The sequence below is a fragment of the Mesorhizobium sp. C432A genome (assembly GCF_030323145.1).
In the GTDB taxonomy this organism is placed as follows: Bacteria; Pseudomonadota; Alphaproteobacteria; order Rhizobiales; family Rhizobiaceae; genus Mesorhizobium.
Genome location: NZ_CP100470.1, coordinates 2391083 through 2404058 on the forward strand (window position 1 = coordinate 2391083; position 12976 = coordinate 2404058).

The window sequence follows — 12976 nt, forward strand, 5'->3', positions numbered from 1 at the left end:
CGCCCTTCTCGGCATCGAAGATGAATGACAACGCCATGTCTCAGGCCCCCAACGACAGAGCTTTGCCGTAGTCGACCTGGCGATAACCGTCAGGCCGACGCGAAACAGCATCGGGTCGCACCTTCTCGACTTCGCTGGCCATGAGCCCGAGCCGCATCGGAGCGCCCTTCGCTTCGCCTTTGTAGTGGAACTTCCACAGCCCCATTTCCGGGGTGATGTCGGCGAGCCGTTCCTTGTCCTTTTTCGCGTCGTCGTCGGATAGTCCGATGAGCTTGCTGCCGAGACCAAAAAGACCACCGACCAAGCTTCCGGTCTGCGCGTTTTTTGCATTCACCGCGTCGACGCGCTGCTGGTAATTCTGGTTGATCAGCCCGGCGTTGTCGGTTGTCGGAATGGTGCTGCCGGTATACCCGGCGGCCTGTGGCGAACTGACCTGCGATCCCGAAAGCAGCGCCGTGATTTCGTTGATCGGTTGGTTGCGGATTGCCTGGCCCTCCGCGAACGCCTGCCCATGCCCCGAAAGGATGAGCTGGTTATTGGCGTCGTTGACGTTCTGGCCCTGCTGGGCCATTGCTCGGTCATAGGCGGCCGAGCCAAGTTTGATGCCCTGATTTGAGAGCTTTGTTGCCAAGGCATCCTGCTGTTGAGCCAAGATCGGATCGAGGCGCGCTTTCCCGAGCTGCAGCAGCCGTGCTTCGGTGGCGTCGTTCGAGCCATCGAAGGGCTTGGCCATGTAGTCGTTCAGGAACGACGATTGATTGTTGGCAAGGGTGCCAAGGTTCATCTGCGCCTTGTCGGTCTGGTCCTTGATCGCCTGCTGCGCGGCGGAAAGCGTCGTCGTCGCGGTGCGCGTCGGGATTTGATAGGTCTTGCCCGTATAGGGATCAGTGATCGATTGCGTGCCGCTGTTCGTATAGGTGATCGTGCCATCAGGCCCGACCTGATTGGCGTTGTTCAAATACGAGTTGGCAATAGCAGTCGAGATGTTCGTCCCGGTCGAAGCCGCGGATGTTTCCTTGGGATCTGGCGGCTTAGGTGCTGAGGCTTTACCCATTTGTCTTCCTCGTGAAACGGCCGTTGCGCCAGTCTTCTTCGGTGAGCGTGAAAACGTAGCCGTCTTCGTCGCGGCCGCGCATGCGCTTGATCAAGTACGGGGTGAAGCCGAAGGCCTTCGCGATCCGAACCATGCGCTCGTTCTTTGCGGAAACCTGCAGAACGACCATCTGGCAGCCGATCTGGTCGAACGGATACGAAAACATGATGTGGCGGACATCCGCCGTCAGCCATCGCGGCGTTTTCGAAGCGCTCGAAATCTGGATCAGCCCCGGACCTGGTTGAAAATCATGAAACACCATGCCGGCGACGAGTTCGCCGGTTTCGTCATCGCCCACGCCGATCGCCTGGCATTTGCCGAAGCCGGTTTCGCAGCCCGGCGTCATGTCGGCCACGAACCGAGCGACCGCTTCGCTATGGCCGAAAATCAGTTTCAAACGACCACCGAACCGACTTCATAGGTCATGTCGATCGCGACGAGCTCGGCATCAGGCGTCGGCGTCACACCACAGGTCACCTGCACCTGAGGCGCGATGGCAAAGCCCGTCAGGCCGACAGAGACCCATTTCGTGGAAACCGTCTTCGTTGCGCTGGCGTCCCACTTCGCAACATCCCAGAGGCCCAGATCCCATTCATCGAAAACGACATCGTCGGCAACCGACGACGGCGCCGACGGCAGCGAGACCTGATAGTCCTTGGAAACCGAGAGCTTGGCGATGAACTTCCGGCTGGCCAGGAAGACCGTCCGTGCCATGTGAACGATCTTGCTCCGCGCCGGCGACTTCATGTGATCGAACAGGCCAACATAGGTGCAGGTATAAGGCGAGCCATCATCACTGCCGCTGACCTCGCACTGCATGATCTTGCCGTCCGACGTCCCGAAATACGCCCAGCCGTCATGCAGGACCAGGCATCGCGTATCCCAACCTGTGTAGTCCGCCCATGCACCGGTTTGCAGGTTGACGACGAAGCACCTCGCATCCTGTCCGACATCCGCCGGCAGCGAGACGATTGCCATGTTGAACAGCGGCCATTTCAGGATTTCCCAAGGCAGGTTGGCGCGAGCCGCAGCTTCCCTGCGCCAATCCGGTTCGATGTTGCGCGAAACGCTGATCATCGAAAGCGCCGCACGGTCTTTCTGGATGGCTTGGGAAATCGGAATGATACCATCATCCATGCCGATCAGCAGTTCGCCACCGGCTTGCATCACTGCGCGCTTGCCGCGAGGCGGCGACATGTCATAGCGGCCGACGAGCGACCAGTCATTCGGATCGGCCGGGTTTGCACCCTCGTAGACCGCTACCTCGCCCTTGGTCGAAACGAACACGCATTTGTCGTCGACACCGTCGCCGGCATCAAGCGACCAGGTGCCGCCAAAAAGCAGCGATCCGCCCTTCTGGAAGACACCGGCAAGTGAGAGATCGACGGCGGCTCCGGCAATGGTATCGACTGGTAGAAACCACGCCGTAAGGCTGTTTTTTTGGATGAAGAATTCGCGGTTGCGATAGGTCCAGACGTGCGAGAGCTTGTTCGTGGCAATGGTGCCCAGCGCGGCCACCGTGGTCCATGCCGTGCCGTCGAATTGGCGCATGCTGTCCGTGCCGTTCACGGCCGACAGATAGTCGCCGCCAGCGGTCTCGAACTGCACATAGGAGAAATAACCGCTGGTCAGCCCGGAGACCACGGGAGCCGGCGCTACATTGGGGTTGGCAGGGTTCGTGACATCGAAAATCTTCGTGCCATCCGCCGCGAACATGAACCGGCCCGGCGACGCGTCATAAGACATCATGCTGACCACTGCGATAGTGCCGATCGTCGCCTTCTTCTTCTCGCCGCCACGCAATCGGATGCCGGTTGTCGTAGGAAACCAGTTCTCGAGGACGCGGGCACCCTGCGGCTTCGACGCAGCGAGGTTTTCATTCGAAATCTTGCCCCGGATCGGTGCTGGAAATGTGAGCGTGCTGTGGTGCTGCTGCGATTGGGCCGCAACAGGGACGCGCCTGAAGCCGGCCCTCATGGCGTGATTACTCCCGGAAAGGCAAAGTCGGCGTCAATCGTCGAGCGACGCCAACCGACGGCCAGGATGTTGGAGCCCTTGTCGGCACCGGCTGACACCGCGATGGCATCCTCGTAGGTCGCCATGTCCTCGGAATAGGCTTGCCCTTTGTTGGCCTTCCATTGCCAAATGATGCCGAGCTTCAAAACGCGCTCATCGAGGCGGAACACGTCATCGTCAGCCGTGAAAGCTGCCTTTGTGGCGCCGTCCTTGTCCTTCACGATTTTGTTGGTCAGGTAATAGAATTGCGCCGTGGCCAGGTTGGGGATGGCGGGCTTGATCTGGATCTGATCCCCGATCATCGTCCATGCGCCAACGAGGATTTGAAAATTCTGCACCGCCAGCCCCAGCCACTCGTCGCTGTCGGGATAGTGCGTGAGCGACGTGTAGGGGCTTGCCGACGGCCAGACACGCGCTTTCTTCAGCATGCGCTGGTAATCGGCCGGGAGATTGAGGCCGGTCGAAACGCCGTCGCCGGTGAGCGTGGCAAGCGTCTTGAGTTTCGTCCAGTCCCGAGTGTCGAATGCGATCCTCTGCGCCATCTCGTTGGCGAGCGACTGCAATTCGATATGCTCGCGGTCGGTCGACGAAAAGACGGCGGTCGGCACGGTCAAGCCGATGACCGTGCAGACATCCTTGATGACGCTGAGGATCGTCATGACGGATCAATCCACCATCGCCAATTCCTTGGCCGCAGCGACCAAGGTGTCGTGGTTCGGATTGCCACGCGGCCGGGAGCCGGTTTCCTTGGCGATGTAGACCTTCAGGGCTTCATCATCCATCGCCTCAATCTCGGCAGCGGTTGGCGGCTTGGTCGGCTCGTCTTCGTTTTCTTCGTCGACTTCATCATCGTCGGCGGTCTGGTCGTCGTCTTTCTCGTCGGGCTCTGCCGCGACAGCGGTTGCGGTATCGTCGCCCTTTACGCCAGCCTGCATGAACTCTTCGCGCAGCCGGCGTTCATCCGCTAACTGCTGGGTCAGGGCCGCGACCTGAGCCGCAAGGTTGACGATGTCGGCGCTGCCGGCCGCATTGTCGAGATAGGCCTGCGCCTGGTTCTTCAGTTCGCGGCCGCCCATGCCGAGCTGCTTCAGCGGGGTGCCGTCCAGCGAAGCCAGCTGCTCGACTGTGTGGACGCCGAGCGCCTTCAACTCGCGGCGCTTGCCTTCCTTCAGGAACGGCGCCTCGGAAAGCGGCGTGCCGGAAAGTGGCTGGGAGGTGCCGTCTTTGAAGGCGAGATATTGCTTGTTGTAGAGCTGGGCATAGGTGACGAGACCGCCGCCGGCCGCAATGTCGGCTCGTCTTCGTTTTCTTCGTCGACTTCATCATCGTCGGCGGTCTGGTCGTCGTCTTTCTCGTCGGGCTCTGCCGCGACAGCGGTTGCGGTATCGTCGCCCTTTACGCCAGCCTGCATGAACTCTTCGCGCAGCCGGCGTTCATCCGCTAACTGCTGGGTCAGGGCCGCGACCTGAGCCGCAAGGTTGACGATGTCGGCGCTGCCGGCCGCATTGTCGAGATAGGCCTGCGCCTGGTTCTTCAGTTCGCGGCCGCCCATGCCGAGCTGCTTCAGCGGGGTGCCGTCCAGCGAAGCCAGCTGCTCGACTGTGTGGACGCCGAGCGCCTTCAACTCGCGGCGCTTGCCTTCCTTCAGGAACGGCGCCTCGGAAAGCGGCGTGCCGGAAAGTGGCTGGGAGGTGCCGTCTTTGAAGGCGAGATATTGCTTGTTGTAGAGCTGGGCATAGGTGACGAGACCGCCGCCGGCCGCAATGCTCTCGCGCGTGGCGTTCGGTTCGGCATCATGCGCCGGATAGGTCGCCTTGGTCTGGCGATTCGCCGGGAATGAAAGGTCGCAGACCTCCATATCGGTGAAGATCGGCCGGCCGGCTGACCTGCTGGCCTGTTCGTTGGGGATGACGTGATTTCGGAAAACGACGTTGACGATGTTCTGGTTCGCGCTCATGGCGAAACTCCTGTCTGAGAGGGTGCAAAGAAAAACGGGAGCCGAAGCCCCCGTTTCAGTGTCCTGTTGGAATTGGCCGGGTTACGCGGCCAGAGCGTCGTCGACGTACGGTCGATCGATCTCGAACTCGGCGAGACCGGCAGACGGTACGCCGACCGCAGAAGCGCCCTTGGCGTTCTTGACGCGGTCGCCAGCGACAACAGCATCGTCGACGCTGCCGGCGGTCGCCGTGGCGTAGACGTTGGCATTGTCGAGGAAGCCGACCAGAGCCTTGCCGATCGCCTTGCCCTTGATCTGATACCAACCGAACTGGCTGGCGACATTCGCGGACATGGCGACTGCAATGGAACCGATCATGTCGGGGCCGAGGAGCACCGTCGACCAGTCGTCAGGATTGTAGAGCACCCACGAGCCGACACCGGTGGTGGCGACGCCGGCGAGATAGATGAACTCGCCGACGCCGTAGACCGGATCTTGCGCCTGGATGATCTGACCCAGCCAAGGGCCAGGAGTGGAGCGCCCGGCCGCCGTAGAGGCCGGGAGCGTTGCGGCGATCGGCGGGAGGCCGAGATGCGGAGTGTGAGGAACGTATGCCATTTTCTGGGTCCTCTCCTTTACGCGGCCGGGTTGCTGTCGATGAGCTTCCACTGGAACAGCGGATTGTTCATCGTCAGTTCGCCCATAAAGCCGATGTACTGGACATTCGCGTCCTGATTGATCGGCATCATGGATTTGCCGATCTTGTTGAAGTTGCGTTCCGGGTGGTAGCGGAGCCAGAGCGTGTCGGTGTCCAGACCATAGGTCGTGTTCGCCGGCATGTTGGAGCCGATGCCGCCTTCCTGGACGATTTCAGCGGAGCGACCGGCGCCGAAGTATTTCAGCGACGTGAAGCCGAGCTTGCCGAGCCCAGAAACATCGTTGACGCGCTGGATTGCCACCGTGGCCGCGTCATAGGCTGCGTAATGCTCGGGCGACATCAGCAGGAGATCGGCGGCACGGGTGCCACGCGAGCGCTGCGTCATGATCGAATTGAGCATCGGGCGAATGGTGGTCGCCGTGACCTGCGTTCCGATAGCCGGGAAGGCAGAGTTCGCGTCGAACACCGAAGTGCGCCAAATCGCGTTGGCGCCGCGGTCGATGCCGGCATAGACGCCGGAGTTGACCACAGTCGGAACCGCGAGCTGGAGGCCGCCAAGTTCCTTGCCGCCGAAGCGAGTGCCGTTGCCGTGGAGCGAGATATCGACCTCGTCCTGCAGCTCACCTTCCGCAGCCTCGATGTGAGACTCCAGAATGTCCATGAGCTGGTTTTCGCCCTCGTTGTTGAGGATGTCCTCGTTGGCGAGAGTGACGGCAACGGCGCACATTTTCGGCGAGTATTCGGCGTCGTTGAACAACTCGGCCGGAACCGGGTTGAGGAAGTCGAAGCCGTTATACCAGACCGCCGAACCCGTCTTGGTGTAGAGCAGGCGCTGGCGGATCTTCGGGCCGGAGTATTCCTTGAACTTGCCCTTGCGCTTCAGCACGTTGAGCAAGGCGTTTGAATTGGAGACCAGGTCCTGGTAACCCGAGGCACGATCCTCAAGCGCCAGAGACAAAATCTCCTGGTTCTTTTCAACTGAAGTAAGAGGCATTTTGCCCCTCCTTTTTGCGATGGATTATCCGATCTGGGACACAGCCCGCCGGAGTGAATCCTTGATTGAGGTGGAAGCTCGCTTCGTTGCCGGGTCTGAGCCAGCCGAGGGCGCGCCTGTGATGGATTTCTGGCCCTTCAGGGTCTGAGCCTGGGGGTCTTGAGCGGTGCGCGTCTGAGGCGCTGCTGAAACTGTGGTGGTCGATGCGGCCGGGTCGGGATTGAGCATTTCCGCAAGCTTGTAAGCTTCGGCCAGATCGGCGGTTTTGCCTGATTTCAGGAAAAAGGCGATGTCTTCGGCCAGGTCCTCGAAACGGGGATTGTCAGCCGCGAACTTCTGCACCTGCGCATCGATCGTTGCTACGTGCTGCTGTTGCATCGTGTTGGTGACGCCACCGACGCTATGCTTCAGCGTCTCGATCTCGCGCTTGAGCTGCTGGATGGTGGCGTCATTCTGGCCCTGCACCTCGTCGGGCTTCTGGCCCATGACATGCGCAGCGAGCTGGCGAAGCGAGATGCCTGCATAGTCGCAGACGGCCTCAATGCCCTTCAGCGGGTCCGAGAGTAGCGTCCGCTCCAGATTGGTGTAGCGCGTCATCGCATCGCGCATCGTGGTGTTGTTCTTGGTGGCCAGTTCGTGGAAGTCCCGGACCTTCTCGAATTCCTCCGCTGGCACGCGGTGCTTTTCGATGCCGGCTTCAAGCTCGCGGATCGAGCGGTGAACGGCCGCCTTGACCGGGTCGGGAGCCTTCTCCCATTCGGCCATCGCAGCGGCGTCGCTCTTGAAGCGCGCTGGCGCCTCGGCATGGCTAGTTTGCGTGGCAGTCTTGCCGGGCTCAGTCTTGGCCGTCTCTGCCGGCTTGGCAGGCTGCTGAGTGGTGTTCGCGTCCTTGGTCGGCTTCGGATCGGGAAGCGTCTTTTCAGCCTTGTCAGCAGGCTTCTCGCCCGGCTTGGGCTGGGCCTCCACCGGTTTCTTGCCGGTGTCGGTCTCTTCGGCCTTGGCCTTCTCATTGACCTTTTCGGCCGCTGCCTTCAGCGCTTCGCGAGCGGTTGGCGCCTTCTTTGCTTCCGGTTCGGGCTTGGGCTCGGCGGTGTTGGGTTCGGTGCTGATCGGATTCGGCGTCTGCACATCGTCGGCAACAGTCGAGATTTCGGCGGGCGCCGAAGCGCCTCCGTTCAAGTCTTCCATGGGATTGCTCCGTCTGAGGGATTGCTGGTTACTGGTGGTCCTGGCGCATCAATTCCAGCGCCTGGTCGATGTGCTCGCGCGTGATGCCGCGCAGCAATTTCTCTTCCATCTTCGCCCGGATGTCGTTCGGGATGATCAGGGACAGCGCGCCCTCAAGCATGGCGACACACAAGACCGCCTGCTGGCCAATATCGAGGCGACTGGCTTTGAATGTTGCCTCGATCGAGTTGACGAGGCCGGCGCTGATCACGGCGCCCGGACCCGTTCGCCGCGATCGAAACGGGCCTTGGCTTTCTGCACGCTGTCCTTGACGGCGTTGCGGTCGATCTTCGGACGCTTGCGGGGCCGCAACCGTGCCGGGTCGTTGCCAACTTCCTCGAGCCCAGCGGCGCGGTAAGTCGCGCGAAGAGCCGATTTCGAGGTGTAGACCTTGCCGTCGTGCATCGACTGGACTTCGGACATGGTGTCCGAATTGATCATTGGCGCCGATAGATGCGAGCGCTTCGGCTTGTTCGTCTCGACCTTGCGGAAAACCTGCCGGCCGTCGCCGAGATTGATCCACGTGTAAGCCATTTAAAGACCGCTGGCCCGCTTCAGCGTCGTTGCGACCCCCGGGTTGACGTTGGTCAGCGCCAGCTTGTGGGCATCAAAGGCGCCAGCGTTGATCTGCTTGGCAATTTCCTTGGCCTGCTCACCCGGAATGCCGACGGCCATAAGCCTGTCGACGTTGCCATTGGTGAGGCCCGCGTTCATCTGGCGGGCAACCTCGATTGCCACCGGATAGCTCATGCCGCCCCGGCAGAGTTCATCAGCACTGACTGGCATGGTGTTGTCCTTTTCAAAGTTGAGCAGCAGCCGGCTGAGGCGCGGCGTTCTTCTGCGCTTGGCCGAGCACCTGAAGGCGCAGCTTTTCGATTTCGAGCTGACCCTTCTGCATGTCCTGCTCGTGCTTCTGAGCTGCGGCGGCCGAGTTGGCCTCGATCTCGCGGACGCGGATATCGGCCTCGCGCTGCTTTTGCGCGGCATCGGCGTTAATCCGGGCGATATCGGCCTCCGCCTTGGTCCTTGCGATTTCCGCGTCGCTTTGTGACTTGGCCATTGCGGTGTCAGACTTGGCCTTTTCCACCGCCATCTTGCCTTCGTTGGCCCTGGCGTCAGCTTCCGCCTTGCCGGCGCTGGGATCTGGCCTAGGCTGGGAACCCATCGCCTTCATTTGCTCCGCAAACTCGTCGATCGTCGCATCCATGCTGCGACCGGGACGGAACGGCGCCATGGCGAACTTCAGCACCTCGGCAGCAAAGGGAGCCGTCTCAGGTTGTGCCTGCACCATCGGGCCAAGCTGGGCGAGCGTGCCAGCAAGCGCCGTCAGGAACTCGCTGCGGCGCTGCTTCTCGGCATTCTCGTCGGGCTGGATGGTGCTGTCGGTCTCGATGTCGAGACTAAACGGCCGGATTTTCTGATCGTGCAGGAAGTCCATAACCTGGTCGACGGTGACGGTCTTTTTCAGCTCCTCGACCTGCTTTGCGATCTGGGCAATCTGCCCCTGAGCCTGCTGCATGATCTGCTGCGCGGCTTCAGGGTTTTGCTTCGCCATCGCGGCGACTTCGGGATCGCTCGATGCGCCCTGCAATTCCTTCTCGATGCTCTTGGCCTGGGCCTCCAGCGGCTTTACCTGCTTGGCGATGTCGGCATCGCTGGGCAGTTCCATCTGGCTCATTTCCAGCAGCGTCTTCGACTGGAAATTCTCTGCCATGACCTCGGCGATGATGCGCGCCGCGTCGCGAGCGATGCGCACCAGCTCGTTCTGCCGGTCCCGGATGCGGACAGAGCCGTATTGCGTCTTGATCTGCTGCGCGCCGAGCGTTTCGTTCGGGTTGCTCTCGCCCCGCATGATGTCCGACAGGCCGCTGATCTGGTAAATGTCCTCGATCAGCTGCTTACGAAGCGCGATCAACTGCGTGATGGTCGACGCCACCATGTCGGTCGGCAGCCAGACAATCGTGTCCTTGGCCGATCCATTGCCGAAAGCAGCCCAATTGCTGACCGGAACCATGATCTGGCGCGGATCGCGAGTCTTAACCGCGGCCTCGATCGCATCGCCGATCTCACCAGCGCCGGCCGGATAGAAACCGCGCACCTGAAGCGCTTCGGTCAATGCCGAAATGCGGTTGGTGATGTCGTTGATTTCCTCGATCTGGTCTTTGTAGAAGACGTAATCGGGGACCGGGATAAGGCTCTCCGGCTGCAACGTGCCATAGGCCGGCTGCGGGCACGGGAAGAAGTCTTCCAGCGTCAGGTGCGGCGCTCCCTCGTCCAGCACGACATCAACGCCTGGTGACAGCCACACCACCTTGTTTTCGGACTTCGACCACAGTTCCCAGACGCGCGCCTTCAGCTTGCCGTCGGTGTTGTTCTTGTCGTCCTTGCGCTTGGCGAATTCGGCATCCTGATAGGCGTTGCCCGACGTTGCCTTGAAGCGCTTGCGCATCTCTTTGCGCGTCATCCATGCGCCGCCGGCGACCCAGTCCACTTCCTTCCAGTTTCGGGCGGGATCGTGCACGAAGTCGCGACGGTTCTTGTGCTCGATGCAGACGGTTTCGGTGTAGCCGTTCTCTCGGCTCTTGGTCTCGTACCGGATCCACATGCACCCGCGCGCAATCGTGGCCAGGTCGTCGCGCACCAGGCGCATCACGCCGTCGATGTTCTGCCGATCGAACGTGACCGCCGTCGAGCGCTCGACAAGCTCCGATGCCGTGCGCGGGAGCGGTCGCCTGTCCTGAAAGCGCGGCGCGACCACCGGGACCGGAGGGCGGGAATACATGGAAGGCTTCAGGACCTCAATATTGGCCCAGAAGATTTGAAACTCGCGGTCGCGGGTGACGTTAGCCAGGCGCTCCAGGTCGGCATATCGCTTCTGGATGTTGGTGCACCGCGTCTGATAGTCGGCAAAGCCGGCCTTCTCCTGATCCGTGATCAGCTTCAGCCAGCCCTTGGAGGCCTTCGGCTTCAGCGACGGGTCGAACGCATCATCTGCGGTGCTGTCGATCTCGTCTTCTGTGTCGTTGATCATATGCGAATCCTTCGACGCCCGTTGCCGTCGTCAGGCACGCCGGGAAGCAGGACATGGCCTTGTGGCACCTTGGGAGCCGGCGTCTTGGTCTTGGCTGCCCATGGCCGCGACATGCACGCGTAGCGCGTCTCGTCGGCCGCATGGTCTTCCTGGTCGCTGTTGAGGTCTTCCGGGTTCGCTTCGTCATGCTGAAGCGCCGGCAGTGTCCGAATCGTGTGGATGCAGGTTTCGAAGAAGAACAGCATCGCCCGGCCGTCCTCGTCGCCAGTCAGTCGGCCGCGCAACTGATCCCAGCCGCCCATGGCGCCGCGTCCAGCTGTTCGCTTGTTGTCGGCGCGTCGGAAGGTCGATCCGTTAGCGTTCGTCCCGTTCGCCATGCGCTCGGCGAGAGATGGCCCGCCGTCCTGGCTGAAGGCAGCAGGGTCAAGCACGCCGTAGCTGATCGTGTCGTCATAATCGCGCTGGCGGACACCGGCGCCGACGGCTTCGGCATGCAGCTTCAGACCGGTGTTGGGCAGATAGCGGCCCGATTTATCGATCTTCACGCCATACCATTCGCGGTACTTGATGAGCGCGCCGCGTGGAATGACGATGCCGGGCGCGCCAGCCACTCCAGACGGCACAATCGTGTCATCGGACGCAACCGCATACCACCCGAAAGAGAACGGCTTGGCGCTGCCCCAGTCGCCCGCCCTGAAACGCGTCCAGTGGTCTGGAATGGCGAACGGTTTGACGACATGCCGGCGACGTTCGAAGTTGTCGAAATAGGCCCCCTCGACCACATCCCAGTCGCCATAGCGCATTGCGCGCACCAGGCTTTCCGAACCGAGACCCATCAGCCGGCCTTCATAGCCGGGATCGTTGTCGTTCATCGACGGATTGTCTTCGAGCTGCGCAGGGATGAACTGACGCTGCATGCCGCCTTCGCTGACTTCGGCCTTGTACACCTTCAGCGGCAGCACGCCGTCAATGAATGTTGCCTTGACGAACTGGTGACCAATGCCGCCCGGATTGGCGCCACACAGGATGCGCGGGAACCGGCCGGCGTATTGCGGCGGAACCTTGATCCCGACCATGCGCACGCGGTTGCGGAGGAACCGGTAAATCACTTCGGTGAAGTGGGTGAGCTCGTCGATCAGCAGCACATGGATTTCAGCGCCCTGATATTTGAAACGGTCCTTCTCGTCCTTGCAGTGGCAAAGATAGATCCTCGATCCGTTCCAGAACCGAATTTCATCCTCGACGATGGTGACGAACCCGCATTCCACCCAGCCGGCAAGCATCTGGCGAAAGCCTTGCGGGCCTTCCATGTGGTTCTTGATCAGGTCGTCGCGGATGCGGCGGAAGAGATAGACCTGAAGGCCTGGGATTTCGGCGCACCACGTGATGGCGGCCGCGCGCATCAGGTGCGACTTGCCACCACCAGCAGCACCGCCATAGAGCGCTTCGGTTGCTTCCGTCTCGAATGCCAGCGCCTGCTTGTCGTGCAGGTCGAGATTGATTTCAGCTGCGGCTGCGGAGGCGGACATTGACCACGGGGACGAGCGCAGCGCCGTCCTTGCCAGTGAGCTCGACGCGTTCCTTGAACATGCCGAGATGCTTGCCCAGGTCGACCAGCGCCGATTTCTTGTCGTGCATCTTGATCTTGATACCGGTTTGGGTGAGCGAAACCTCGGACACCGCGGCGGCCGTGTCGTCGTCAATCTTGTCGCTGCCGACCAACTCGACCGGATAGATGCCGAGACCATTCGGCTTGGCGTTCTCCGATTCCGTGTCGATCGGGCTGCGGCCCCACTGCACCGCCTTGCGAATATCGGAAAAGGCAATCTTCGCCAGCTCGGCCACGATGCGTTCCTGAGTGACGCCGAGCTTTTCAGCGATGGCTGCTTGCCGCGCTGCGATGGCCTCGCCAACCATAACATTCGATAATAGGCGCGATCCTTGCACCTGGGCTGTCAATTCACTGTAGCCGGCCCGCTTTGCCGCCTGTGTGGCGTTCAGGTCGATCATGAATTCTTCGA

General features: G+C 61.2%; 15 protein-coding genes. All 15 read right to left on the reverse strand.

Annotation, left to right across the window (positions count from 1 at the left end):
• Nucleotides 1-40 precede the first annotated feature (40 nt).
• Nucleotides 41-1054, reverse strand: coding sequence for a hypothetical protein (locus NLY33_RS11530; RefSeq protein WP_031195953.1), 1014 nt, complete (start codon nt 1052-1054; stop codon nt 41-43).
• Nucleotides 1047-1490: a GNAT family N-acetyltransferase gene (locus NLY33_RS11535; RefSeq protein WP_023691803.1), complete on the reverse strand. Its 444-nt coding sequence runs from the start codon at nt 1488-1490 to the stop codon at nt 1047-1049. Before NLY33_RS11535 ends, NLY33_RS11530 begins: the two co-directional genes overlap by 8 nt.
• Nucleotides 1487-3070, reverse strand: a complete 1584-nt coding sequence (locus NLY33_RS11540; RefSeq protein WP_023707611.1) for a hypothetical protein — start codon at nt 3068-3070, stop codon at nt 1487-1489. Before NLY33_RS11540 ends, NLY33_RS11535 begins: the two co-directional genes overlap by 4 nt.
• The gene (locus NLY33_RS11545) at nt 3067-3768 is read right to left on the reverse strand and encodes a phage adaptor protein (protein WP_023707612.1); all 702 of its coding nucleotides are present in this window, start codon (nt 3766-3768) and stop codon (nt 3067-3069) included. The genes NLY33_RS11540 and NLY33_RS11545 overlap by 4 nt, the downstream gene beginning before the upstream one ends.
• 6 nt (nt 3769-3774) lie before the next feature.
• Complete coding sequence (locus NLY33_RS11550; protein ID WP_286439763.1) at nt 3775-4185, reverse strand: hypothetical protein; 411 nt, start codon at nt 4183-4185, stop codon at nt 3775-3777.
• Nucleotides 4186-4277: 92 nt separating this feature from the next.
• Nucleotides 4278-5066, reverse strand: coding sequence for a hypothetical protein (locus NLY33_RS11555; protein WP_286439764.1), 789 nt, complete (start codon nt 5064-5066; stop codon nt 4278-4280).
• 81 nt (nt 5067-5147) lie between these two features.
• Entirely contained in the window at nt 5148-5663 is a 516-nt protein-coding gene (locus tag NLY33_RS11560) for a hypothetical protein (protein ID WP_023695666.1), read from the reverse strand.
• A gap of 17 nt (nt 5664-5680) precedes the next feature.
• A complete protein-coding gene (locus tag NLY33_RS11565) occupies nt 5681-6697 on the reverse strand; it encodes a phage major capsid protein (protein WP_023695667.1) in 1017 nt (338 codons plus the stop codon).
• Nucleotides 6698-6721: 24 nt separating this feature from the next.
• The gene (locus tag NLY33_RS11570) at nt 6722-7885 is read right to left on the reverse strand and encodes a hypothetical protein (RefSeq protein ID WP_023707614.1); all 1164 of its coding nucleotides are present in this window, start codon (nt 7883-7885) and stop codon (nt 6722-6724) included.
• A gap of 28 nt (nt 7886-7913) precedes the next feature.
• Nucleotides 7914-8135 (reverse strand): hypothetical protein, encoded by a 222-nt coding sequence (locus NLY33_RS11575; RefSeq protein ID WP_023707615.1) that lies wholly within the window; start codon nt 8133-8135, stop codon nt 7914-7916.
• A complete protein-coding gene (locus NLY33_RS11580; protein WP_023707616.1) occupies nt 8132-8458 on the reverse strand; it encodes a hypothetical protein in 327 nt (108 codons plus the stop codon). Before NLY33_RS11580 ends, NLY33_RS11575 begins: the two co-directional genes overlap by 4 nt.
• The gene (locus NLY33_RS11585; protein ID WP_156932552.1) at nt 8459-8710 is read right to left on the reverse strand and encodes a hypothetical protein; all 252 of its coding nucleotides are present in this window, start codon (nt 8708-8710) and stop codon (nt 8459-8461) included. It lies immediately after the preceding gene.
• A 13-nt stretch (nt 8711-8723) separates the two neighbouring features.
• Nucleotides 8724-10955 carry a hypothetical protein gene (locus tag NLY33_RS11590; protein WP_023707618.1) on the reverse strand — a complete coding sequence of 744 codons (2232 nt, stop codon included), beginning with the start codon at nt 10953-10955 and terminating at the stop codon, nt 8724-8726.
• Nucleotides 10952-12484, reverse strand: coding sequence for a terminase large subunit domain-containing protein (locus NLY33_RS11595; RefSeq protein WP_031195948.1), 1533 nt, complete (start codon nt 12482-12484; stop codon nt 10952-10954). The genes NLY33_RS11590 and NLY33_RS11595 overlap by 4 nt, the downstream gene beginning before the upstream one ends.
• Nucleotides 12459-12965: a terminase small subunit gene (locus NLY33_RS11600; protein ID WP_245260945.1), complete on the reverse strand. Its 507-nt coding sequence runs from the start codon at nt 12963-12965 to the stop codon at nt 12459-12461. The genes NLY33_RS11595 and NLY33_RS11600 overlap by 26 nt, the downstream gene beginning before the upstream one ends.
• Between the last annotated feature and the right edge of the window lie 11 nt (nt 12966-12976).